This is a genomic window from Paenibacillus sp. D9 (assembly GCF_001188365.1).
In the GTDB taxonomy this organism is placed as follows: domain Bacteria; phylum Bacillota; class Bacilli; order Paenibacillales; family Paenibacillaceae; genus Paenibacillus_O; species Paenibacillus_O humicus.
Map to the genome: position 1 here is coordinate 1,385,937 of NZ_JZEJ01000001.1, position 22,948 is coordinate 1,408,884.

28 protein-coding genes are annotated in these 22,948 nt (G+C 60.4%); 4 read left to right on the forward strand and 24 right to left on the reverse strand.

Translation table 11 applies throughout. The features are described 5' to 3' along the window. Window positions 1–48: 48 nt before the first annotated feature. The 7 genes from VE23_RS06465 to VE23_RS26390 all read right to left on the reverse strand — a co-directional run bounded on the left by VE23_RS06465 (window position 49) and on the right by VE23_RS26390 (window position 2,674). Complete coding sequence (locus tag VE23_RS06465) at window positions 49–735, reverse strand: G1 family glutamic endopeptidase (protein WP_069202434.1); 687 nt, start codon at window positions 733–735, stop codon at window positions 49–51. 228 nt (window positions 736–963) lie between these two features. After that, window positions 964–1,101, reverse strand: a complete 138-nt coding sequence (locus VE23_RS26380) for a hypothetical protein (protein ID WP_021879332.1) — start codon at window positions 1,099–1,101, stop codon at window positions 964–966. Between the two features lie 197 nt (window positions 1,102–1,298). After that, window positions 1,299–1,397 (reverse strand): YjcZ family sporulation protein, encoded by a 99-nt coding sequence (locus VE23_RS27290; RefSeq protein ID WP_232313028.1) that lies wholly within the window; start codon window positions 1,395–1,397, stop codon window positions 1,299–1,301. Window positions 1,398–1,622: 225 nt separating this feature from the next. Beyond that, window positions 1,623–1,715 carry a YjcZ family sporulation protein gene (locus tag VE23_RS25715; RefSeq protein ID WP_083436430.1) on the reverse strand — a complete coding sequence of 31 codons (93 nt, stop codon included), beginning with the start codon at window positions 1,713–1,715 and terminating at the stop codon, window positions 1,623–1,625. A gap of 224 nt (window positions 1,716–1,939) precedes the next feature. Then, window positions 1,940–2,035, reverse strand: coding sequence for a YjcZ family sporulation protein (locus VE23_RS26385; RefSeq protein WP_121234964.1), 96 nt, complete (start codon window positions 2,033–2,035; stop codon window positions 1,940–1,942). Between the two features lie 226 nt (window positions 2,036–2,261). Further along, complete coding sequence (locus VE23_RS25720) at window positions 2,262–2,354, reverse strand: YjcZ family sporulation protein (RefSeq protein WP_083436430.1); 93 nt, start codon at window positions 2,352–2,354, stop codon at window positions 2,262–2,264. 224 nt (window positions 2,355–2,578) lie between these two features. Continuing rightward, on the reverse strand, window positions 2,579–2,674 hold the full coding sequence (locus VE23_RS26390; RefSeq protein ID WP_121234964.1) for a YjcZ family sporulation protein: 96 nt from the start codon (window positions 2,672–2,674) through the stop codon (window positions 2,579–2,581). Between the two features lie 210 nt (window positions 2,675–2,884). On the opposite strand from VE23_RS26390, the gene VE23_RS27295 reads away from it, so the two are divergent. Then, the gene (locus VE23_RS27295; protein WP_021882580.1) at window positions 2,885–3,010 is read left to right on the forward strand and encodes a hypothetical protein; all 126 of its coding nucleotides are present in this window, start codon (window positions 2,885–2,887) and stop codon (window positions 3,008–3,010) included. A gap of 89 nt (window positions 3,011–3,099) precedes the next feature. Here VE23_RS27295 and VE23_RS06470 read toward each other — a convergent pair whose 3' ends face one another. The 5 genes from VE23_RS06470 to VE23_RS06490 all read right to left on the reverse strand — a co-directional run bounded on the left by VE23_RS06470 (window position 3,100) and on the right by VE23_RS06490 (window position 10,068). Continuing rightward, window positions 3,100–3,798, reverse strand: a complete 699-nt coding sequence (locus tag VE23_RS06470; protein WP_049867598.1) for a GNAT family N-acetyltransferase — start codon at window positions 3,796–3,798, stop codon at window positions 3,100–3,102. Between the two features lie 32 nt (window positions 3,799–3,830). After that, window positions 3,831–5,168 carry an ABC transporter substrate-binding protein gene (locus tag VE23_RS06475; RefSeq protein ID WP_049867599.1) on the reverse strand — a complete coding sequence of 446 codons (1,338 nt, stop codon included), beginning with the start codon at window positions 5,166–5,168 and terminating at the stop codon, window positions 3,831–3,833. A gap of 28 nt (window positions 5,169–5,196) precedes the next feature. Beyond that, a complete protein-coding gene (locus VE23_RS06480; protein WP_049867600.1) occupies window positions 5,197–6,537 on the reverse strand; it encodes a response regulator in 1,341 nt (446 codons plus the stop codon). Next, entirely contained in the window at window positions 6,515–8,287 is a 1,773-nt protein-coding gene (locus VE23_RS06485; RefSeq protein ID WP_048746618.1) for a cache domain-containing sensor histidine kinase, read from the reverse strand. Before VE23_RS06485 ends, VE23_RS06480 begins: the two co-directional genes overlap by 23 nt. A gap of 203 nt (window positions 8,288–8,490) precedes the next feature. Further along, entirely contained in the window at window positions 8,491–10,068 is a 1,578-nt protein-coding gene (locus tag VE23_RS06490; protein ID WP_069202435.1) for a DUF2515 family protein, read from the reverse strand. Between the two features lie 244 nt (window positions 10,069–10,312). Between VE23_RS06490 and VE23_RS06495 the strand changes: the two genes are divergently transcribed. Then, window positions 10,313–10,987 carry an SOS response-associated peptidase gene (locus tag VE23_RS06495; RefSeq protein WP_049867601.1) on the forward strand — a complete coding sequence of 225 codons (675 nt, stop codon included), beginning with the start codon at window positions 10,313–10,315 and terminating at the stop codon, window positions 10,985–10,987. A gap of 131 nt (window positions 10,988–11,118) precedes the next feature. On the opposite strand, the gene VE23_RS06500 is transcribed toward VE23_RS06495, so the two are convergent. The 3 genes from VE23_RS06500 to VE23_RS06510 are packed head-to-tail and all read right to left on the reverse strand — an operon-like array spanning window position 11,119 to window position 13,042. Then, entirely contained in the window at window positions 11,119–11,913 is a 795-nt protein-coding gene (locus VE23_RS06500; protein WP_049867602.1) for a class I SAM-dependent methyltransferase, read from the reverse strand. Further along, window positions 11,910–12,110 (reverse strand): DUF4177 domain-containing protein, encoded by a 201-nt coding sequence (locus VE23_RS06505; RefSeq protein WP_048748288.1) that lies wholly within the window; start codon window positions 12,108–12,110, stop codon window positions 11,910–11,912. Before VE23_RS06505 ends, VE23_RS06500 begins: the two co-directional genes overlap by 4 nt. Window positions 12,111–12,130: 20 nt before the next feature. Further along, a complete protein-coding gene (locus VE23_RS06510) occupies window positions 12,131–13,042 on the reverse strand; it encodes a GNAT family N-acetyltransferase (RefSeq protein ID WP_048748282.1) in 912 nt (303 codons plus the stop codon). 175 nt (window positions 13,043–13,217) lie between these two features. Between VE23_RS06510 and VE23_RS06515 the strand changes: the two genes are divergently transcribed. Next, a complete protein-coding gene (locus tag VE23_RS06515; RefSeq protein ID WP_048748283.1) occupies window positions 13,218–13,667 on the forward strand; it encodes a GNAT family N-acetyltransferase in 450 nt (149 codons plus the stop codon). Between the two features lie 221 nt (window positions 13,668–13,888). On the opposite strand, the gene VE23_RS06520 is transcribed toward VE23_RS06515, so the two are convergent. From VE23_RS06520 to VE23_RS06550, 7 genes are all read right to left on the reverse strand, one after another. Beyond that, a complete protein-coding gene (locus VE23_RS06520; protein WP_048748284.1) occupies window positions 13,889–14,515 on the reverse strand; it encodes an SGNH/GDSL hydrolase family protein in 627 nt (208 codons plus the stop codon). A 169-nt stretch (window positions 14,516–14,684) separates the two neighbouring features. Continuing rightward, window positions 14,685–15,722 carry a YeiH family protein gene (locus VE23_RS06525; RefSeq protein ID WP_048748289.1) on the reverse strand — a complete coding sequence of 346 codons (1,038 nt, stop codon included), beginning with the start codon at window positions 15,720–15,722 and terminating at the stop codon, window positions 14,685–14,687. Between the two features lie 291 nt (window positions 15,723–16,013). After that, window positions 16,014–16,301: a stage VI sporulation protein F gene (locus tag VE23_RS06530; RefSeq protein WP_021879098.1), complete on the reverse strand. Its 288-nt coding sequence runs from the start codon at window positions 16,299–16,301 to the stop codon at window positions 16,014–16,016. Between the two features lie 266 nt (window positions 16,302–16,567). After that, window positions 16,568–18,634: an ATP-dependent DNA helicase RecG gene (recG, locus tag VE23_RS06535; RefSeq protein ID WP_021879097.1), complete on the reverse strand. Its 2,067-nt coding sequence runs from the start codon at window positions 18,632–18,634 to the stop codon at window positions 16,568–16,570. After that, entirely contained in the window at window positions 18,631–19,488 is an 858-nt protein-coding gene (locus tag VE23_RS06540; RefSeq protein ID WP_048748285.1) for a DegV family protein, read from the reverse strand. The genes recG and VE23_RS06540 overlap by 4 nt, the downstream gene beginning before the upstream one ends. 78 nt (window positions 19,489–19,566) lie before the next feature. Further along, window positions 19,567–21,375 carry a DAK2 domain-containing protein gene (locus VE23_RS06545; protein ID WP_021879095.1) on the reverse strand — a complete coding sequence of 603 codons (1,809 nt, stop codon included), beginning with the start codon at window positions 21,373–21,375 and terminating at the stop codon, window positions 19,567–19,569. Window positions 21,376–21,393: 18 nt separating this feature from the next. Further along, complete coding sequence (locus tag VE23_RS06550) at window positions 21,394–21,753, reverse strand: Asp23/Gls24 family envelope stress response protein (protein WP_049867603.1); 360 nt, start codon at window positions 21,751–21,753, stop codon at window positions 21,394–21,396. A gap of 300 nt (window positions 21,754–22,053) precedes the next feature. On the opposite strand from VE23_RS06550, the gene rpmB reads away from it, so the two are divergent. Beyond that, window positions 22,054–22,242 (forward strand): 50S ribosomal protein L28, encoded by a 189-nt coding sequence (rpmB, locus tag VE23_RS06555; protein ID WP_048748286.1) that lies wholly within the window; start codon window positions 22,054–22,056, stop codon window positions 22,240–22,242. Window positions 22,243–22,376: 134 nt separating this feature from the next. On the opposite strand, the gene spoVM is transcribed toward rpmB, so the two are convergent. Together spoVM and VE23_RS06565 are read right to left on the reverse strand one after the other, a co-directional pair. After that, window positions 22,377–22,457, reverse strand: a complete 81-nt coding sequence (gene spoVM, locus VE23_RS06560) for a stage V sporulation protein SpoVM (protein WP_040711006.1) — start codon at window positions 22,455–22,457, stop codon at window positions 22,377–22,379. Between the two features lie 220 nt (window positions 22,458–22,677). Continuing rightward, window positions 22,678–22,947, reverse strand: a complete 270-nt coding sequence (locus VE23_RS06565) for a hypothetical protein (RefSeq protein ID WP_021879091.1) — start codon at window positions 22,945–22,947, stop codon at window positions 22,678–22,680. Window position 22,948 lies beyond the last annotated feature (1 nt).

The window sequence follows — 22,948 nt, forward strand, 5'->3', positions numbered from 1 at the left end:
TTATATCTATTTTTTTGGGGTAGAGCCTCCGATCTGCGGCTGCGGATCTCAGGAAACGTCGGCCGCCGGGATGCGCAGGCGAACGCTGCGGACAAGGAATGCGTCCCCGGCGCGGTTCGGACGGCAAGAAACCGCCGTGACAAGGCCTTTCTGAACCATGATGCCCCGCTCCGCCACAGTCAGCTTCGGATTGCGGCCGTTGAGACGGCAGCGGCGGAAAGCTGCCGGGGTCAAGCGGGCCATACGGGTGATGACTCCGCCGATGGCCGGAGCTTCTACAATCCACTCCGCCGACGTCTGCGGCCCCTTATAAGCCTGAACGGTCCGGAACAGCCAGCCGCGGGTGGCGTTGCGCAGCCGGATGAGCCATTTGGACAGGCTCAGCTTGACGATGGAAGCCTCGATGAGGTCTCCGGGACATACCGGCAGCTTGATCCTCGTCTCGGCCTGAGGCAGTATTTCCCACCAGGCGTAATAGTTCGCTTTGCCGTTCACGTACTCATGCTCGGTTCCGGTCTGGATCAGGCAGCTGTTGTTGTAGCCGTCGATGCCGATCCAGGCGGAGGAATACGAGGATCGCGCCGAGGGCAGCACGAGCGGCACGGTCCAGGAAGCGGAGATGCTTCGGAACGCGCCTTTGCTGCCGGTTGCCGCGTACCCGCTCCAGTTCGACGAGGTCCAGCCTGCGTTAGCGAGGACAGGCGAAATTTTTTTGCCGCGGCAAGCGGCTTTCATTCGTTGGGATAACCGATCGGGCATCATCTGTTCACAGCCTTTTGAGGGAGATGCTATATCAACTATGCATCGGGCAGAAGGCGTGCATGGGCATCCGGCTGCCATCGCAATCAAGCCAAAGAAATGCTATGGAGGCTTAGTTGCGCCAACCGAATGAAGGACAGTCGCTCCCTTCCCGAAAACGGCAAATAGCCCCCGCTCAATGCGCCGGAGCTGAAGCTCCGTCCCTCACGGCTCCACGAAAAAAATGTACATTCCGGCTGCTTTCTTGATCCGCTGCCGTTCGCCGACAGGGAGCCTTTTCAGCTCTTCGGTACCGTAGGCGCCAGCCGAAAAGCTGTTGTTGCCTGTATAAAAGCCGATCATGAAGAGGTTCCATCCTTGAGCGCCAACGAGAAGCTGATGCGGTCGCTGCCCGCATGCTTGAGCATCTCCCTTGAATCGTCCAACAGAGGCAGCGGCAGCCGGGTGCCCGGATGGACCGTATGCATCGGAACCAAATCAAAAAGACGCGGAATCTAGCATTCCGCGCCTGTTCCTTTGAAGCACCCTTTTGAACCGGATCAGTACATGAAAGAACTAACGACGATGACGAGAAGCACATACAGGACCAGGATGGCGCCTGTGCTGGAGTAAGCATTGCCATAGCCAGCTTCCGACATGATTCAAAACCCCTTTCACAAGTTCTACTCTACGTTATGTATCTCCCGGACGCGACGTTTGGACGGGAAGTATAATTGTGCTTATGCTAGGGGAGCCGGCAGATTCATAGACAGCCGTCCCCTCCTGCACGGCGATCCGGAGCAAGGCGGAAGCCTGAACCGAAATGAAAAAGACGCGGAATTTGCCTTCCGCGTCTCCCCATGCGCCCTCATCCGCTCCTTGAACTAGTACAGGAAAGATGCGGTTACGATGACCAGCAGGATGAACAGGACCAGGATGGCGCCTGTGCTGAGTCTGCCATGACCATATTCGGACATTTTTCATTTCCCCTTTCGTTCTTGCTACTCTACCTTATGTATCTCCCATGCACGACGTTTGGACGGGAGGAATATTTGTGCTTATGATAGGGTATTCCGCAGTTTTGTAGACCGCTGCAGGGGAATCGGACGTCCCATCCGCCATGCCGAAACGGAAACGGAAAATGAAAAAACGCGGAAGCTTTCGCTCCGCGTCTTCATGTGGAAAGCTGATTTTTACCTGATTAGTACAGGAAAGAGGCGCTTACGATGACCAGCAGAATGAACAGGACCAGAACAGCGGCTGTGCTGATCGATTTGACGTGGCCGACTTCAGACATCTTCCATTTCCCCCTTCACTTGAGTCTACCCTACCTTATGTATTTACCGGCAGCGATGTTTGGACGGGAAGTATATTTGTGCTTATGCTAGGGTATTCCGCAGTTTTATAGACAGCTGCAGGGGGGGCGGGACGGCGCAGCCGCCATGCTGAAATGGAAACGGAAAATGAAAAAACGCGGAAGCTTTCGTTCCGCGTCTTCATGTGGAAAGCTGATTTTTACCTGATTAGTACAGGAAAGATGCGGTTACGATGACCAGCAGGATGAACAGGACCAGAATGGCGCCTGTGCTGAGTCTGCCATGACCATATTCGGACATTTTTCATTTCCCCTTTCGTTCTTGCTACTCTACCTTATGTATCTCCCATGCACGACGTTTGGACGGGAGGAATATTTGTGCTTATGCTAGGGTATTCCGCAGTTTTATAGACCGCTGCCGGGGAATCGGGACGTCCCGTCCGCCATGCCGAAACGGAAACGGAAAATGAAAAAACGCGGAAGCTTTCGTTCCGCGTCTTCATGTGGAAAGCTGATTTTACCTGATTAGTACAGGAAAGAGGCGCTTACGATGACCAGCAGAATGAACAGGACCAGAACAGCGGCTGTGCTGATCGATTTGACGTGGCCGACTTCAGACATCTTCCATTTCCCCCTTCACTTGAGTCTACCCTACCTTATGTATCTACCGGCAGCGATGTTTGGACGGGAGGTATATTTGTGCTTATGCTAGGGTCGGCGTGATCTCCTCAAGCGGAAGGGCCCATTTTCACGCCCATTTCTCTCGGAGTCCAGCCATAACCGGAACGGCAGGCATAGGATATCGCAGTCTACCGAAGGGAGAAATGACAAATGTCTTATGGAGTCGTCGGCGGAGAAGGCGTAGGCTGCGGTTACGGCGGATTTGGAATGAGCACGGCAGCAATCCTGGTCCTCTTCATTCTGCTCGTCATCATTACGCGCGCGTTCCTTTGCTAGTACTAGTACGGAATGTCATTTTCTAAGGCAAAAGAGGACCCCCGCGGGTCCTCTTTTTTGATTCCTTTCTACGCCGAGACTTGAAGGCTCTAACGAACGTGGATATCCACGCCGTATGCATGCAGGCCCAGCTTGCGTGCGACCGACTGCGAAGCGAAGTTGTCCCATGAGGTGCTGTAAAATGGCAGCATGCCGTCTGCCTGCAGCGCCTGGGCCCAGGCTTTCGCGCACCGGATCGCGAGCCCCCGGCCTCGATGGCCCGGCAGCGTCTCCAGTCCGGCCTCCGCTCCAAGGAGGCCTTTTCTTGCGCTGAAGCAGACCGACACGGCCAGCCCGTCTTCGACAACGGCAAAAACCGGTTGGCGTTCCTCCAGTCCTTCGGCCAAGCCCGGAAATCCGGAATCAAGCAGGCTCCTGTTCTCGCTCGTAATGCGGATGGCTCCGCCCGCTGCCTGAACAGGATTCCTGAACAGATAAGCCGGCCCCATCCAGATCGACGTCAACTCCCGGATCCCATTCCATCTCCGAATCAGTTCTCCAAGCCCCAGCCCTGGCCGGCCTTTCCCGAAATCACGGTCAAAAGCCTCCCGCTGATCGTCCGGGAAATCCTCGCCGAAGCGGACGACGTCTCCCTCCGCCGTTCTGCCGAGGAAAATAAGCGGCGCCGCCGAACCGGACGGCTCATTGACCGCGGTCATCGTTCCCCGTTCATCCGTCTTGAACAAGATCTCCGCTTGAATCGTCATCCGCTCATAATCGCCGATCCTATCCGCACTTCTTCCCCTCATCGTCCCGCAACCCCCCTTCTTCAAGCGCGCATCTATCCTCCTGCGTCTGCGGCTGATTGAATTCTGGCGGCCAGCGCCTCCGGCGTCAGCTCCGAATCCGGCCGCAGCAGCTCCTGAATGCCGGCGTACATCGCCTCGGTAACGCCCGCGGGCAGCCGCACATCGAATACCGGCGTCAGGCGGACCTGCCGCATCAAGGACAGATATTCCCGGAACAGCGGCGTCGAAGCGCTCTCGTCGTATTCGTTCGGATACGAGCCGGACAAGTCGCCGCTCTCGGCGGCCCGATTGGCCTGTTCCGAGCCGGTGAGCAGCTTCACAAGCTCCAATGCGGCTTCAAGACGGTCCCCGCTCAGGCCGGCCTTGAAGGCAAGTCCCCAGCCGGAACCGCCGGATACCGCAAGGCCGGCTCCTTCCTGCCCGGCCCGTACGGCGGGCAGCAGCGCCAGCTTGGTCTCAGCTGCTATGGCCGGAGGCGCATCTGCGGCGAACGAGGATACGGCCCAGCCTCCCTCCAGCACGACCGCCGCTTTGCCCTGATAGTACAGCTCCCGCTGCTGCACGTTGTCGAGCGTTCCCCGGTCGGCGTTAAGCAGCCCTTGATCGGCCAAGCTGCGAACGGCGCGAAGCGCCTCCACGAACGGGGCGTCCGTGTATGCGGCGGTTCCGGCTACGGCATCATTGATCCAGGCTTCCCCGACATAGCGCTCCGCCAGCGTGCTGAACAGGCACGAGCCTCCTACCCAGGCATCCCTGTTGCCGAACGAAATCGGTGTATAGCCGCGCTTCTTGATCGTTTCCAGCGCCTGGAGGAGCTCCTCCCAGCTTCCCGGGAAATGCTCGTAGCCCGCTTCCCGAAACATGCGGCTGTTGTAGAATACGAGCGAGGTCGCCGTAATCTGCATCGGGACAGCTGCCCGCCTGCCGCCGAAGGTGAAGTCGTCGAAGGCCTCGGGCCTGAATCCTCCGCCCCAGGAAGGATCGGCCGCCAGAAAGTCGTCCACCGGCTGGATCAAGCCGTTGCCGAGCAGCATCCGGGCATCCGAGCCGAGAACCATGAAGACGTCGGGCAGCGCGTTGCCGGCTGCGAGCGTCTTGATTTTCAGCTTCAAGGCGTTGTTGTCCAGCACATCCTCCTTCAGCTCTAGGCCGGGATGCTCCCGGCGGAACTGGTCCACCAGCTCGCGATGGACGACATCGACGGCTGCCGTAGAGGTGGGCAGCCAGGAATCCGTGAGCGCGATCCGCAGCGGCTCGCCCGTCCCGGCAGCAGGGGCTGCAGACGGCAGCGGCAACGGACCGCTCCTGCAGCCGGCGGCGGCCGGTATGAGAACCGCAAGCAGCAGCGCCGCCGCAATCCGCTTGAGCATGAACGACTCTCCCCCTGCCTTCTGGCGGCTATCGATTGCGGTAATCCCGAGGGGACATCCCCGCATGCTTCTTGAACATCAGCGAGAAGTACTTATAATCCTGGTAGCCGACCTTGCAGGCGATGTCCGCCGTCCTCAGTCGGCTGTCCCGCAGCATCCGCTGCGCTTCCTCCATCCGATGCCTCGTCAGCCACTTGATGAAGGTCGTTCCCGTCTCTTCCTTGAACACCTTGCTTAGATGAGCTGCCGTCACTCCCGCATGGTCGGCCGCTTCCGCCAATCCGATCGGCTTGTCGCCGTTCTCGGCGGCGAAGCGGATGACTTCCTTGACGAGGCGGCTCGCGGCGCAAGGCTTGCGGACAGTCTCCTCCGCGCAAGTTTGCTGATCCCCCTCGCTTGCAAGTGCAGCCTGCGCATCTTCCGGCTGCCGAGCTTCCGGATGGGAGCTCTTATACACCGCGACTCCTCCCCCGGCGGCAGCAGCCTTCTGGCGAAGGGCAGCCAGCGCTTCAACGAAACCTCGTCCCGCGTCCTCAAGACCGCAGACCGGCAGAGAGGCGCCAACCGCAATGGAAACGCCCAGACAAGCATGGACATTTGCCGCGACCCGTTCCAATGCATCCAAAGAAAGCTTCCCGCTCGGCATAGGGAGGATTCCTGCGAGCCTGCCAGGGCGGATCGCCGTTATGCAGACCGGGCTTCCCGGGGCTGCGGCGAGCGTTTCCTCGGCGATGTTCAGCAAGGCATATCCGTAAGCGTCCAGCTCCGAGGGAGTGAGACGTTCCTGCAGCTGCCGGTAGCCGTCCACTTCGGCCGCGAATACGGTATAGGGAGGCCCTCCCAGCTCCATGCCCAGCAGCCGTGCCTGCTCGAGAAGCTCCTGCCTGCCGATCCTGCCTTCCAGCATCCCCGCGACCAGCCTCGACTTAAGCAGAGGAGCGCTCGCCCGGAGCAGCTGTCCCCTGAGCTGCTCTCCCTGCCGCCGGAGCCTGCGCTCCTTCTCCTCGTCGCGCAGTCCCGATACGGTCTCCACCAGATTGTCGGCCAGCACCGGCTTGAGCAGGTAATGCCGGATGCCGAGCGCCATCGCCTCCTTGGCGCAGGCAAAGTCTTCATAACCGCTCAGCAGCACCATTTCCACGTCCGGATACTGCTGCTTGACGGTGCGCGCCAGCTCGATGCCCGACATGACCGGCATCCGGATATCCGAGAGGATGAGGTCGACCGGCTCCTCCCGCAGCTTCTCCAGAGCTTCCGCGCCGTCGCGCGCCTCGGAGGCGATTACGACGCCGTAACGCTGCCAATCGATGGACATCCGTATTCCTTTGCGCACCATCTTCTCATCGTCAACCAGCATGACCTTGAACATGGACAGCCTCCCCCTCTGTGCATGGCTGGCGCACGGTAACGACTGTGCCTTTCCCCGGAATGCTCCGGAAATCGATTCCATAGCCGGTGCCGTAGTTCAGCCGGATCCGATCGCGGATATTCGTCAAGCCAAGCCCTCCCTCCTTCCCGTTTCCCTTGCCGGACTCGCATGCTTCCAGCCGAGAGAGAATCTCCTGCTCATCCGCTCCGGCCCCGTCATCGGCGACCTCATAGAGAAGATCGGCTCCCTGGCGGTAGATCCGCAGCCGGATCCTGCCCTCCCCGCCTCCCGGCTCGATGCCGTGGCGGACCGCATTTTCCACGAGAGGCTGCAGCACGATTTTCGTCACCTTGCAGGAAAGGACGGACGGATCGATCTCTTCCAGAAACCGGATTCCGCCGTCATGCCGCTTCTGCTGGATCGCCATGTAATGGCGGATATGCTCGACTTCCTTCTCGACGGTCGTGAAGCGGCTGCCGCTGTTCAGGCCGATCCGGAACAGCTGGGACAGGGAATTGATCATGAGCGACGTCTCGAAGGCGCGCTCCATCCGGCACATCCAATAGATCATGTCCAGCGTATTGTAGAGGAAATGGGGATTGATCTGCTCCTCGAGCGCCTTCAGCTCGGCATCCTTCTGCTTCATCCGCGACACATGGACCTCGTTGATCAACTCATCCAGCTTGCGCGACATCCGGTTGAATCCATGCGACAGCAGCGCGATCTCGTCGCTGCCCTTCACCTCCATCTGCCCGCCGAAGTTCTCACGCTCCACATGGCGCATAAGCTCCCGGATTTTCTTCAGCGGCTTCAACACCTTGGATCCGAAGATGAGGATGAAGGCCAGGCATACGGCCAGGCTGGCCAGCATGGAGGCGTAAGCGAAGCGCCGGATCACCGCTGCAGGCTCCGCTATTTGCCGCAGCGGCGTCAATTCCACGATATGCCAGTCCGGACGGCTCATCCGGTCGTATACCGCCAAATAGCTCTCTCCGTCCAGCTCTGCGACGTACTGCCCTTCGCTTGCGGAGCCGAGCCCTCCTGGCGGCAGCGGCGGAGGACTGCTGCCTCCATCCGGATGAAACTCCTCCGAGGTGAGCACGATCCGGCTTCCGTCCAGCAAATAAAACGGACTCTCTCCCGGCATGCTGCTGCGGTACAGCTCCAGGATGCTGCTTTGCGGAATATTGATCTTAAGCACGCCCAGCGAGCGGCCGACATCGTTGATATCCCGGATGTCTCGGATCATCGTGATGACCTTGATTTCCTTGTTCTGGACGTAGACGCTGTCGGGATACCAGCTGTCGCCTCCTTTCCGTTCCTTGGCGCGAAGCAGGCGGTCGGGAGGGATGGCGTTGAGCGCGCCCCTGGTGTCAATGCCCTTTTCGGCGAGATCCTGCAAATAAATCGAAAACAGATAAGGTTTGTTGAAGGCTTGCTCGTTGCAGATGGACAGGATGCGCGAGAGCTGTTTTTGCCTGGCGGCAGGATCCTTCGAGGACAGATAAGCGGACACATCCCGATTCTGGATGAGATTCAGGGAAATGGTATTGACGTCGTTCATCATCATGTCGAGATGGCTGGAGACGGCACGCGCGCTTTCCAGCTTCAGCTGGGCGACCTGGCTCTGAATGAGCTTCGTCGATTCGAAGGTCGAGAAACCGCTTACAATTACAAGCGGAATGACGGCCACCGCCACGGCGAACAGCAGAACTTTGGATCTGAGGCTGAAAAACCGTCTGCTTCCCATCGTCTCACCGCCCGAAGCTGGAATTGGATGGCAGAGCTTGATCTCGGTTGTGCTTTTATCATACGACATCGCCCTCCGGACGCCAAGCGAACAGGTGATTGCTTCGGCTGCGGCTGCCCGAGCGGCCGTTCGTCGGATGCCCGCGGCATGCCGGCAAGACAAAAAAAGCCGGTCCGGATGCAATCCGGAGCCGGCTGGACGACCTAGTCCATGCTCTCTTCCTCTGCGGACGGTGTCGTCCATGGAACCGGCTTGGCCGCGGCTCCGGCTGCTTGCGCGGCAAGCACGGCAAGCTCCACCTTGCCGAGCGCGATGCGGTAGTCGGCCGTCATCTCGAATGGATGCGGCAGCGGCAAGCCGCGGAAATACGGCAGGACGGAAGCGGTGCCCGCAAACCAGTCCCCCGGCTCCGGATCATCGACGGGACGGTCCGACCAGGCCGCTTGGAGCGGCGGGCTGTAGAGGGGCTCCGCGCCGTCGCGCAGCCGTCCGCCGGAGAGGCGTTCCCGGTAGGCGGCGGTTGGCGGGGAGCGTCGTACAGATGCGTACATCGCAGGGGCGTAGTCGCTCCGCGACCCGGTATGGCGGGTTTTCTTGGCGAACTCAAGGACGCCCTCCGCCACCCCGGGAACTCCGAACAGCAGCGCGTACAGCCGCTTGCCGAACTCGATCCGCTCCTTGAGATCGGAGAAGTCCTCGAGAATAAGCCCTGCGAGCAGCGGTTCTCCGCTCTCGTCCCGGCCGTAAGGAAACACGACCTGGTTCAGCTGCAGCACCGACTGCATGCCGAAGTAGAATGTGCCCAGCACCTTGCGCCGATAGTAGGCGTTCTGGACGACCCGGCTCTCGATGAAGTTCTGCTCGTTCACGATCAGACCGATCGTCAGCGGCACCGCATCGCCCGTGCGGAGGAACTGCTGCCAGACAGGCCGCATGAAGGCCGACACTCCGAGCGCCGGCAGCAGATGCAGCAGGCTGCGCCCGCTTCGCCTGCTCTCCTCGTAGAGAAGCAGCTGGGCATAAGCGTCATGGAAAATAAGCGCATTGGCTCTCTCCAGCATTCCGAAGCATGCCCTTCGCTTGGCGGTGTCGAGCAGCCTGGGCAGCCATTCGGCCTGCAGATCGGTCATGTTCCAGCCGCCGTTGCGGCTCACCATATGGGCCAGCAGCGCCCAGTGAACCTCCGGGCGCCGCAGATAGAACTGGCGGTAGGCTTCCGTCCGCGTCAAGTTGTTGCGGTTCATCCGCGCGGTCTCGGCACGGATGCGCTGCAGAAGCGCGGCATCGCCGGCAGGACCGGCTGCTTGGGGCGGCGTTCCCGGCGCGGCCGCAGCTTCGATCGCCCATGCCGGATCGGGCGACGGCAGGGCGGCTTGCTTGCCGGAGACGGCATGTGGGTGCGCCAGCCAGCCCGGGGCGGGAAAGGAGGCTTTCTTGGCGGCAGTCCGCTCCAGCTTCTGCCATGCGGCACGGAGCTCCGCGACCGACGGAGCGGTCAGCGTCAGCGGAGCGGCCCGCTCCGCCAGCTCGCGGGAAGCCCGGCGGCTGCGCCGTTTGGCGGCCGCATAGGCTGCCGCCGCCAGAGGCAGCGCCGCCGGCAGCAGGAGCAGCCTGAGCAGCGGATGCCTGCGGGGGGCTGGAGCGCTTTTGACTTCAGACGCGGCTTCCATGCCGCCATCCGCCCCCCCTCCGTCCCCCGTTTCCCGGATATCGGCGACATCGTCCTGCTTTCCGGGCCGATGCCGTTGTCCGTTCTCGTTTCCGGCCTTGCTTTCCTTCATATGCCCGTCTTCCTCCCGCACCGAATCTCTCTGTTCCCAGTATAGTCGGAAAGCTATCTGCTTAATCCTCGAACAACCGTTCATCGGCGACAGGCCGGAGACGGGCGGCGGAAGCTTGATGCCGGGCCCAACGCTCCCGCTGATGCGATTTGCCGAAAGCCGGCAGACATACTATGCTAAAGGAAGCTGCAGCGCTGCGAACAGCCTGCTTTCGAAGCCATTCCATTTTCGAGGAGGGACAACCATGTGCGGACGTTATACGCTGACCGTCACGCTCGAAGAGCTCATGCTCCGATTTTTGATCGGGGAAACGACGATCCCGCAGCTGGAGCCCCGCTACAACGTCGCCCCAGGCCAGATGGTCATGGCCGTCGTCAGCGACGGCAAGCGCAACCGGCTGGGCGAGCTGAAGTGGGGACTGGTCCCGCCTTGGGCCGACGATCCGAAGATCGGCAGCCGCATGCTCAACGCCAGAGCCGAAACGGCCGCCGCCAAACCGGCGTTCCGGGATGCGCTTCGCCGCAAGCGCTGCCTCATTCCTGCCGACGGCTTCTACGAGTGGCAGCGCACGGAATCGGGCAAGCAGCCGATGCGAATTACGCTCCGCAGCCGGGAGCCCTTTGCCATGGCCGGCCTCTATGAGACGTGGGTGTCGCCGGCCGGCGAACGATTGTCCACCTGTACGGTGCTTACGACGTCTCCGAACGGGCTGATGGCCTCCATTCACGACCGGATGCCGGTCATCCTCCGGCGGGAGGACGAGCCTCTGTGGCTTGACCGCGGCGTCCAGGATGCGTCCCGCCTGTCGCCGCTGCTCGTCCCCTATCCGGAGGAAGAGATGGCCGCCTATCCGGTCGGCGCGGGCGTCGGCAGCGTCAAAAACGACACGCGCGACTGCATCGAGCCGCTGGTGGATTGAACTCGAAAAGCCTTTCGGACATCCGAAAGGCTTTTCGCTTTTCGAGAGCTTCCATGACAGCTCTCAAGGATACTCCCCGGCTGCCGGCTCCGTCAGCCGCCCTTCACCTTCCGTTGCTGCCCGCCGCAGCGTCATGCCGGCTTGGCTGCCGCAAGCACGAATCGATGGCAGGTGACATCCAGCCAGCCCCGCCTTTCGATTTCATCATGGATCTCTTTCAGCGCATCGCGGTGCGTGGATGGAGAGAAGCCAACGACCTGCCATTCGATTATAGTCAAATAGCAGACGACAGCCCCGATATCGTAAAATCGGGTGTGCGTGAGAACCTCGTCCTGCCAGATCAGCTGCAAGCCCGCCGCTTCCAGCTCGCCGCGTGTCCGGTCCAGCGTCCAGTCCGCGTGGGCCGGCGGCGCCTGCCCGAGGCGCTCGTTGAACTCGCGGTCGTTGCTGCCGCCTACCTGTTGGGTGATGAATATGCCTCCGGGCTTCAACAAGCGATGGAGCTCGGCAGCGCAGTACGACTCATGCCGGTTGATGATCAAGTCGAACGATTCATCTCCATAGGGGAGGTCCTCGTCGCTCTCGATGCAGGCCACTTGCACGCCTTCCTCTTCCAGCCGCCGGCGCGCGACCTCCACATTGGGCAGATGGCCTTCCGTCGCCCGGGTATCGGGAGGCAGCGGCTTCAGCCGCTGCAGGAACTCCCCTCCGCCCGTGCCCATGTCGAGCATGGAGGAAGCGGCTCTTTTATAAGGCTCCAGCAGATTGCGGTAACTCCATGGAAGAGGATATTCGATCATGCGGCCGGTTGCGGTCAAATATCCGAAGTCCCAGCCTGAGAAGGCTTCGCCGGAATCTTGCAGGCTTTCGTCGAAGTCCATCCTCAGCCTGCCGCCGAATCGGGCTTCCTCCCTGCTGCCGGTCATGCCTCCACCCATCGCTTGAAAATCATCACAATTCCCGTCGAAGCGCCCTCGTAACGGCTCGTATCGAAGGATGAGGCCAGCTCCCACCCTTCGGCTCCAAGCAGGTTCAGCCGTCCGTCGAGATCTTCGATGTTGATTTTCGTGCCTGTCCAGCCTCCGAATTGATGCTTGAGCGTTTTATATTCCCAGCGTCCCATTTTCATCATCCTTTCGATCGTCAATGATGTGTCAGCAGCTTCCTCATACGAACGGCCGCGATCGGCGTTCCATCCGGTCCCTCCATCCTGCGGATGTCCCAAGGCATCCAGCCTGCGCCGGCAAAGAACAACAGAGCCTTGCCATTCGGACCGTGGCAGGTCAGATGAAGCTCCCGCACCCGCTCCGCGGCTGCCGCTTCCATCGCTTCCAGGAGAGCTGCGGCGGCTCCCTTGCCGCGGTAATCCGGACTGACGATGACATTGCCGAGCCAGAGCTTGCCTTCCGACTCGTACAGATTCGCATATGCGGCAGGCGTCCCGTCCGCGGCTTCGGTCAGCAGCGTCGGATGGATGTCTTCAGCCGCAGCCGCCTCCAGCTCGTCGGCACGCAATGGATATCCGCCCTTAGGGAACATATAAAACGCCTCGCTGCGGCTCGCCGGCCATGCGGAAACAACGGAGAAGTCCCCGCTGTCCGCCTTCCTCGGGACATAACGGCGGAGCGTGCAGTCGAAGCGTTCCACACCAGGATATTTCTCTCCCAGGCTGCGGATATCGAAGCCGAGCTTCCGGTAAAATTCAACCGCATCGGCGTCGGTCTCGGCCCGCAAAACGCCATTCCTCGCCGCCTGCAGACAGCGGGATACCAGCCGCCTGCCCGCCCCGCCTCCCCTCAGCTCCGGACTCACCGCAAGATGCAGCAGCACGGCGTCGCGATGGGAAGGCGCCCGATAACCGGCAATGCCGATCAGCCTGCCGCCCTCGCCGAGGCCGGCCAAGTGAAGCTCCCGATCCTCGCGGTACTGCTGCAGGACACGATGCGGCCTCTCCGCGTCGCCTCCTGCGTACATGCACTGGGCCAGGAGCCGGGCGGGCTCATCGACATCCGGCAGTCCCAGTGGATCCATCCATTCATGCAGAGATCCGCTCACGGCATCTTCTCCTCTCCAAACAAGCGCTCATAGGACCATAGTCGATGTCCGCTACTCGTTCTCCGTCTCTTCTATTCGGCTTAGAGCGGCTTCTTCCTTCGGGACAAGACGGATAAAGCCGATTTTGGTATGCTGTAGAAAGATGCTTCAACTGAGAAAGGCGGCCTCGACAACGATGCTGAATTCGATCGAACTGCGCAGCGCCGTGCCTGCGGATGCCTCGTCCCTGGCGGAATTGCTGCTGGAGCTGACCGGGACGGATACCGATCCGGCGGCTCTGGCGGAGCGGCTGGACCGCATGGCCGGCAACGACAGCATCCGGGTAGCCGTTGCCTCCGACGGAGAGCGGCTCGTCGGCACGGCGATGGGCATCCTCTGCCCCGATCTCGTCGGCGGCCTCCGCCCCTATTTGCTGATCGAGAACGTCGTTGTATCGGCCCATTGCCGGGGAGGCGGCGTCGGAAGAAAGCTGATGGCGGATCTGGAAAGCTTCGCCAACGCGCATCAATGCACGTACATGATTCTCGTATCCGGCGCCCACCGCAGCGAAGCGCATGCCTTCTATGAATCGGTCGGATTCCGCCGCGAAGCCGGCTTCAAGAAGAAGCTGCGTCCGCTTGCCTGATGCAGGCTTGCGGCAGAAGCGGCCTTGACCGCCTTCCCTGCAGGCAGACAAGGCAAAAGAAAAGGCAGAAGCCCGCCTCTTCCGGCGGGCTTCTGTTCGTTGTTGAGCGTTCCGCATTCAGAGTCCGGCTCCGCTCTCAAGCCGAATGGCCTGCCGCTGCCTGTGCTTGCGGCAGTTGCGCTCCAATATCTTTCTTTTCTTTTCCGCACATGAAAAGAAAGTTACGCCTTCACCGCATTCAGCCAGGCCTCGGCGATCAGCGCGTTGCCCGCCGGGGAAGGATGGACGCCGTCCGGGGCCCAGTATTCCGGTCCTGTCGCGGCCGCCGCTTGGGCGAACAGGCCGTCGAGCGGTACATAAAGGGCCTTGTATTCTCCTGCAAGCTCGCGCACGGCCTGGATCTTAGGATCCAGATCCTCGCGCCACGCCTTCTGTCCCTCATTTACCGGCAGCACGAACGGCTCCACCAGAATGAGCTTCGGAGCGTTCTTCTCCAGCGCTCGTTCCAGGATGGAACGATACGTGTCCCGGTATTCTTCCGCGCTCAGCGGCACGCCGCTGTCGAAGCGTCTCCAAGTATCGTTGATGCCGATATAGACCGACAGCCAGGACGGGCGCAGCTCCAGGCAGTCCTCCTCCCACCGGCCGGCGAGGTCGACGACGCGATCTCCCCCGACGCCTCTGTTGAGGAACTTCACGTCCTTGGTCGGGTGCTTTCTTCCGAACTGCGCTGCTGCCATCAGAGCATAACCGGAACCGAGGCTGTCTCCCTGGCTGCGGTCGCGTCCGGCGTCGGTAATGCTGTCGCCCTGAAACAAAACGACGGCTCCATCTTCAATATATGTCATGTATGTACACCTCCACCGCCCATTATACACCTTGACGCGCAATATGGAGACGCATTCATAGGTTGACCATCAAGATGAAAATCAAATCAAAAGGCGGCCCCCGGAACCGAAGCCGCCCTTCTATCCATCCTTGTGCCAATGCAGCGTCCAGCCCTAGAGGAGCGCCGGCTCAGCCCTGCGCGAGCCCGAGCAGATGGACCAGGCCGAAACCGATCGCCGTCAGCAGCACCGAGCCGGCAAGCCCCGCCGCGAAGGCCTTTGGTCCAAGCCGCCTGAACATCTTGACGTCTACGCCCAGTCCGAGCCCCGCCATCGCCATGGCGATCAGCAGGTAAGCCGCCGTGACAAGAGCGGAAGCGGCTTCCTCCGGAACCAATCCTGTCGTATGGATGGCGCTGACGGCCAGAAATCCGAAAATAAACCATGGTATCGCAACGGGCGTTTTTGTCGCCGTTCCGTCTATGCCGCTCTTGCGGCTTTTCCTGACCGACCACATGCCGAGCAGCAGCGCGACCGGAACCAGCATCGCCACGCGGGCAAGCTTGACGACGACAGCCATGTCGACCGCCTCGCGTCCGCCCGGAGCTGCAGCGGCCAGCACATGGGCGACCTCGTGCAGCGTCGAGCCGGAGAAGATTCCGTATCCTGAAGCGCTCATTCCAAGCACCGGATAGAGCAGCGTGTAGAGCAGCGTAAAGATGGTGCCGAGAATTGCGACGACGGCTGCAGCCGCAGCCGTCTCCTCCTCCTTGGCCTTGAGCTGCGGCGATATGGCCGCGACTGCCGCCGCGCCGCAGATAGCGGTTCCGCAGGCGGTGAGCAGTCCCAGATTCCGGCTCGTGCCCAGACGTGAAGCGATCCAGGCTACGAATGGAATCGTCACCGCGATATGGATGATGTCGATCGCGAGCACCCGGGGGCCGGCCGACACGATGTCGCCGAGATTCAGCCTCATGCCGAGCAGGACGATGCCCGCCCGCAGCAGCGTCTTCGAGGCGAACGAGATGCCCGCCCCTGCCGCCGCCGGCACTCCTCCCGCAAAATGCCGGTAGGCCATGCCAAGCACGATAGCCAGCACCAGCGGACCGAATACCTGGAATCCCGGCAGCTCGACGATCATTTTCGCCGCAGCCGCCAGCGTAGCCGTCAGGAAAAGCCCGAAGGCGAACCCCTTGTTTCCGGGCAGCTGCTTGAATGCCGCCTGTATCTGTACCTGAACCTGTGTCAAACCGTTCACCTTCCGTCCTGTTGTTGACTTCACTATAGGACAGTCGGGGAGAGATGTGAAATTCAGATCCTCTATGCCAGTCATCAGGAATGCTTATGCGAGCTCTTCAAGCACAAAAAAACGCTGAATGCCGGGTGTTCCGCCCGAAATTCAACGCTTTTCCCTTGCCGCTGCCGGCCAAAATTCGCTCGTGTCTATATTCCCAACGCCCAAGCGGCATCCATGCAATGACGGAGCGGATTGCCGGAAGGTACGGGCGCTTCGTCCCGATCAGCGAAACATTCCCCATAGCTTGATGAGGTGGAACGTATTGTTCGGATCGATCTTGAGGCTCAGCACGAACTGCACCAGCTGCTCCTCCTGAGTATCCGTCAGCTTTTCCTGCAGGATGCTGGCACCGTTGCGGACCAGCTTTTTCACTTTGGCGCGGTCGGCCAGATCGTACTTCGTAATTCCGTTCACAAGCAGCTTGATGCGATCCTTCACTGCCGGATTTTTCAGCTTCAGCTTGACTCGTTCCACGAATTCGGGCCGTATCCCGTACTTTACGTAGCTCATGCAGCCAGGCACCTCCATCGATTTGGTCGGGCAACATCCCAAAACCACCGATGTTATCCTATGCCGGGCCCATCCGAGAGTTTCCTGACATAGCCGAAATATGCGCACGGGAGGCAAAAACGCCCCGCAGCCGGCAAGCAGCTGCGGGGCAGGACCCGGATGGGACAAGAATGGCATGGCACCGATGTCGATGTTCCGCCCTAGAGCTGCATCATGAAACATCGGATCCTTGGCAGCTGCTGCTTCAAGGACGAAAACGCCAAGACTCAATCGAGCTGGGCTCCCTGGAAAATCGGATCCTTGGCAAGCATCGCACGCATGTCGGCATAGGCCGGCGCAGTCCAGAAATCAGGCTCGGCGGCGATGTCGGCCGCATCGTCCCGCGCGGCCTCCAGCACGGCGAAGTCAGCGGCCATATCGGCCAGCTTGAAGTCCGGCAGGCCGCTCTGCTTCGTGCCGAAGAAATCGCCGGGACCTCTCAGCTCCAGATCCCGCCGCGCCACCTCGAAGCCGTCGTCGGTCTCCTGCATGACGGCCATCCGCTCGCGGCCGGTCTCGGTCTTCGGATCCGCGACGAGCACGCAGAAAGAGGCATGGGCTCCGCGCCCTACCCGGCCGCGCAGCTGATGCAGCTGCGAGAGGCCGAAGCGCTCCGCATCCATGATGATCATCAGCGTCGCGTTGGGAACGTCGACACCGACCTCCACGACCGTCGTCGCGACGAGCACCTGCAGCTCGTTCTCGCCGAACGCCCGCATGACCTCATCCTTCTCGGCCGTAGTCATCCTGCCATGCAGCAGGCCGACCTTCAAATCCGGGAAAGCCTGCTGCAGCTGCACGAACTGATCGATCGCATTCTGCACGTCCAGCTTCTCCGATTCCTCGATGAGCGGACAGATGACATAAGCCTGCCGTCCCTCCGCCGTCTCCCTGCGGATGAAGCCGAACACCCGGTCCATCATGGCATGCTTGACCCAATAGGTCTTGATCGGAATGCGGCCCTTCGGGCGTTCCTTGATCGTGGACACGTCCATGTCGCCGAACGCCGTTATGGCGAGCGTGCGCGGAATCGGCGTCGCCGTCATCGTCAGCACATCCGGACTCGGCCCCTTGCGCCTGAGCACGCTGCGCTGATTGACTCCGAACCGATGCTGCTCATCCGTGACGACGAGCCCAAGCGAGCGGAAGACGACGTCGTCCTGAATCAGCGCATGCGTCCCGATCAGCACGTCGATGAGCCCCATCTGCAGCCCGGCGAGCAGATCGCGGCGCTTGCGCTCCCCTACGCTGCCGGTAAGCAGCCCGGTCTGGACGCCTGCCGATTCGTAAAGCCTCGTCAGAGACCTCATATGCTGCTCCGCCAATATTTCCGTCGGCACCATGAGCGCTCCCTGATGCCCGGCCTTGACGGCCGCAAGCAAAGCGATGGCGGCGACGACCGTCTTGCCCGCGCCGACGTCGCCCTGCAGCAGCCGGTTCATCGCATGGGGCTGGCGCATGTCGGCAAGAATCTCATTGACGACCTTCTTCTGGGCATCCGTCAGCTCGAACGGCAGCGATGCCGCGAACTGACGGATGACCTCCGGATCGACCCGGTGGACGATGCCGTCCGCGCGGCGGCGGTTCAGCATCCGGTATGCCTGCAGCTTGAGCTGGAAGAAGAACAGCTCCTCGTAGACGAGCCTTCTGCGCGCTCCCTGCCCATCCTTCGGATGCTCGGGATGATGGATATGCAGCACCGCTTCGGCTCTCGGCATGAGCTTGTACTTCGCCACGAGCCTCTCCGGGAGGTTCTCCTCCAGAAGGCTGCCGTATTGAGCCAGCGCTTGTCCGATCGTCTTGCGCATCCATGCCTGCGTTATCCCGCCTCCGACCGAATAGACCGGCTGCAGAGTGCCTGTTTTGGCGACTCCCTTGTCGGGAAATTCCGAATCGGTCACCGTCAGCTGCATCCGGCGGGCATCCCATTTGCCCGTGAGCGTAATTTCACGGCTCAGCGTCAGCTGGTCCTTGAGGAACATCCGGTTGAACCAGACGGCCGTCACCAGCTGCCCGTCCACCTCGGCCTTGCAGGTGATGCGGGCTTTTCCCTTGCCGAAGCGGGCGACCATCGGCAGCCCCCGGATGACGCCCTGAACGGTGATCTTCTCGCCGTCCTTCGCCTCTCCCAGGGAACGGAGACGATAATCCTCGTAGCGGAAAGGAAAATAGTTCAACAGATCGGCTGCCGTATAGATGCCAAAGGCGTGAAGCTCCTGCTCCTTCGGAGCGCTCACGCCTTTGATCTGCCTCAGCGGAATTTCTTCCAGCCGGGCAAGAGAATTATGGGTCATGCTCTCTGCATGAACACCGCTGCGGTACCTGGGCCTACATGGGCGCCGATGACAGGACCGAGCGTTGTGGTGGTCGTATGGCGGATCTGGAACGAAGCGTTGATCGCTTCATACAGATCGAGTGCGGAGCCTCTTTGGTATCCCCAGGCGAAGTGGACCGCCACAGGATCGTCGCCGAATTGTTCCTTCAGCAGGTCAACGACGCGCTGAACGGCTTTTTTGGTGCCTCGAACCTTGTCCACAGGCGTGATGGAGCCTTCGTCATCGATGGACAGGATCGGCTTGATATTGAGAATGGATCCGAAAAATGCCGAGGCTTTGCCGATCCGTCCGCCTTTTTGAAGGTATTCCAGCGTATCCACGAGGAAATAAAGCCCTGTCTCCTTGCGCATCCGGTACACTTCGTCCAGAATCTCCTCCTTGGACGCGCCGGCCTCGGCCATCTCGGCAGCCTTCACGACCAGCATGCCGTTGCCGTAGGAAGCCGACTTGGAGTCGACGGCCGTAATGTCGGCCTCTCTCTCGATCAGCGATTGAGCAAGCAGAGCGGATTGGAAGGTGCCGCTGAACTGGGAGGACAGATGGATGGAGATGATCGGCGCATCCGGAGATTCATCCAGAATCCTCTCGTATACGGCCATGAATTCGGACGGGGAAGGCTGCGATGTCGTCGGCAGCCCGCTGAATTTCTCCAGCTTCTCGTAGAATTCATCGGCCTGGAGCGTTACGGAATCCAGGTAGGATTCCGTTCCAAAGAGCACCTGCAGCGGCACCATCTCGATGTTCAGCCGCTCCCGGACTTCGCGAGGAATATCCGCTGTACTGTCGGTTACTATCCGAACCTTCGTCGTCATTTACGTCAACCTCCACGGACTGCTGCTGTTGAGCTGGAGGACGATTCCGTTGCAACCTTCCTCCAGCCGGTATCCCCGTTATTCCAGGGCAAACAAATAAGGGTAAAGCGGTTGTCCGCCTTCATGCACTTCAAGCTCGACATCCGGATGGGCATCGGCGATCCAGGCCGCCAGCTCCTCCGTGCCTTCTTCCGTGGAGCCTTCTCCCGTCAGGATGGTCAGCAGGTCGCCGCCATCCGCCAGCAGGCGTCCGACAAGCCCCTTGCAGGACTCCAGGAGCGACGGCTCCGAGACGACGATCGCCTTCTCGAAGATGCCGATGTAATCGCCCTCGCGGACTTCCACGCCGTCGATCTCGGTGTTGCGGACAGCTTGCGTGACGCTCCCCGACCGTACGGCCTTGGCCGCGCCGGCCATCAGGGCGTTGTTGCGCTCCGGCGTTTCGTTCTCCTTGAAAGCGAGCACCGCCGCGAGGCCTTGCGGCACCGTACGGGTCGGAATGACGCTGACGCTGCGGCCGGACAGCTCGGCTGCCTGCTCCGCGGCGAGAATGATGTTGCTGTTGTTCGGGAGCAGGTAAATATGCTCGGCCGGCAGCGCTTCGATCGCGTTGACGAAATCCTCGGTGCTCGGATTCATCGTCTGTCCCCCGGACAGCACGACATCGACGTTGTTGTCGAGAAAGATGCCGGAGATGCCGTCTCCGATCGCGACGGCGATAATGCCGTAAGGAGCCCATTCATGAACGGATTCCGGAGGCGTCTGCAGAGCGGAAGCCGATCCCGCCAGCACTTCCGCCACGGCAAGCGCCTCGTCCGAAGCCATGTCCAGACCGCGCACCGCTTCGTTGAAAGCATCCTCGCCGAGCAGCTCCCGGTGCTGCTCCCTCATGTTGAGGATATGGAAATCCGTCAGCTCGCCGTATGGAAGGGACAGATTCAGCACATCTCCTGGGCGGCGGGAGTGGACGTGGACCTTGATAAGGTCGTCTTCGGCGATGACCAGAATGGAGTCGCCGTCCTTCGCCAGCTGCTGCCGATAGCCTTCTTCATCGAAGGCCGGAGCTCCCGGCAGCGCAAGCTTGGGCTTGATGAAGAATTCCATGTCGTAGAAAAATTCGATCTCGCTTGTCGAAAGCCGTGCCTGGGCTTTGGCTCCAGGGCGGCTTGCCGGCTGCTGACTTGCAGAATAGACCGGCAGGGGATCGGAGGAGCGGCCATGCTCGCGGAAGGCCTCGACCGGGGCGGCTTCCGAAAGAACAGGCAGCCGGTTCTCGACAAAGTAGGCCAAAAAGCCCTCGTAGATGAGCACCAGCCCTTGGCCGCCGGAATCGACGACGCCGACCTGCTTCAGCACCGGAAGCATCTCCTGCGTGCGCCGCAGCGTCTCTTCGGCCTGAGACAGCACCTCCCTCATCAGGGATTCCATGTCGTCCGTGCGGCGGGCTGCCGTCTGGGCATGGCGGGCCGTCTCCCTGGCGACGGTCAGGATCGTGCCTTCGACCGGCTTCACGACAGCCTTGTAGGCCATGTCCACTCCTTGCTGCAGGGCGGCGGCGAATTGCACCGGCCCTGCCTCGTCCAGGCCGGCCAGCGCTTTTGCGGTTCCGCGGAAAAGCTGGGACAGAATGACCCCGGAATTGCCTCGGGCGCCCATCAGCAGGCCTTTGGACAAAGCCTCGGCCGTACGGCCCACCGAGTCCGATTTCTTATTCTGCAGCTCCCGCACTCCGGAAGCCATCGTCAAGTTCATATTCGTACCCGTATCGCCGTCGGGAACGGGGAATACATTCAAAGCGTTGACGCGTTCCGCGCCCCGCTGCAAATTCTCCGCACCGAGCAAAACCATACCGGCGAAGTCCGAACCGTTAATAAAGCGCTTTCCCAAGCAAAATTTCCCCTTCCACTAACTGATGACCCGCACGCCCTGGACAAAAATATGGACATGGTCTACCCTCAGGCCGATCACTTCGTTCAGCACGTATTTGACTTTGGTCTGGATATTATGGGCGACCTCGGAAATCCGGGTGCCGTAGCTTACAATGATATGCAAGTCGATATGAAATTCTTCGTTTTCGCGCCGCACTTCCACTCCGCGGGAAAGGTTGTCCCTCTTGAGCAGCTCGGCGATGCCGTCCTTGAGCTGCTTGCGCGAGGCCATGCCGACAAGCCCGTAGCATTCGAGCGCCGCAGATCCCGCAATGACGGCGATGACATCGTCAGTTACAAAAATTTTACCTAATTCGGTCGATAGCTGCATGGGCATGGCAGGTTACACACTCCTTCGTATCGGGCAGAACTTGGCAAGCTGCACGCCCTACTATTCCCTGGGAACAAGGACTGACATCCATTGTACTATATTTCAGCCCGTTTATGAAGCCTGAAACGCTCTTCCCTTCGTTTTTCTCGCAAATGCGCCTGCTCTTGCCCCTTGCGGCGCCGCGTCCCGCCTGCCAAACGATGGTTGATCAAGAGCCTATTGTATGTTAAGATATCCAAGTATGTTTTCATGCGGACTTTGTTGTTCGCATAGGGCGACCTGCAAGCTGTAAAGGAGGTGTATCGCATGTCTCGCAAATGTTTCGTAACCGGCAAAGCTCCGGGCACCGGAAACCACGTTTCCCACGCGAATAACCGCAACCGCCGTACTTGGGGCGTCAACGTCCAAAAAGTGCGCATTCTCGTCGACGGCAAGCCTAAACGCGTATGGGTCAGCACCCGCGCGCTGAAATCCGGCAAGGTAACCCGCGTGTAGTGAACACGCCTTTGCGTCCAAGAAGGGACATGCCTGTACCTTCTTTTCCGACGACAAAAAGCACCTGGGCTTTAAGCCCAGGTGCTTTTTTGCGGGCTTTTCAGTTCGGAAGGGCCGGCAGCTGCTCACGGAAGTCAGCTTTTTTGGAAGGTGTTCAAGATGGCCTTGACGAATCCGCCCAGAAACTTAGGCAGCTTGATCGTGTAGAATTTCATGCTTCATCCCTCCTCGGAATCGCTGGTCGTGTATTCACTGCCGGGCCGCGCTTCCGCCCGAATGAGGCTGCCGGGCCGCCTCCAGCCGCGGAACATTCGCCCCTTATCTGTTCATGCACAACAAAAAAAGGCTACAAGAACCTGAAGTTCATGTAACCATCCTATGCGGGAAGACATTGTCCTATTCCGCCTCGGCATCAGCTTGGGCGGCAGCCTGCCTTTACGGAGCGGTGCCGTGCTTGACGAAGACGTACATCGTGTACGCAATGACGGACAGGATAAAGAAGAGAATGGATACGAAGACGAAGCCGACTCGCCTCCATACCGTCTCGTGGGCCCGGAAAAAACGCAGCCCCAGCCATAAAGCCACAAGGGAAAAAACGAACCGGATGACGCCGGGCACCATGACGAACAAAGTCATCAGCAGGCCGCAGGCGATGCCGTAGAGCATCGCGGCGGCAAATCCTCTCCATCTGCTCTCCGTCTCCATG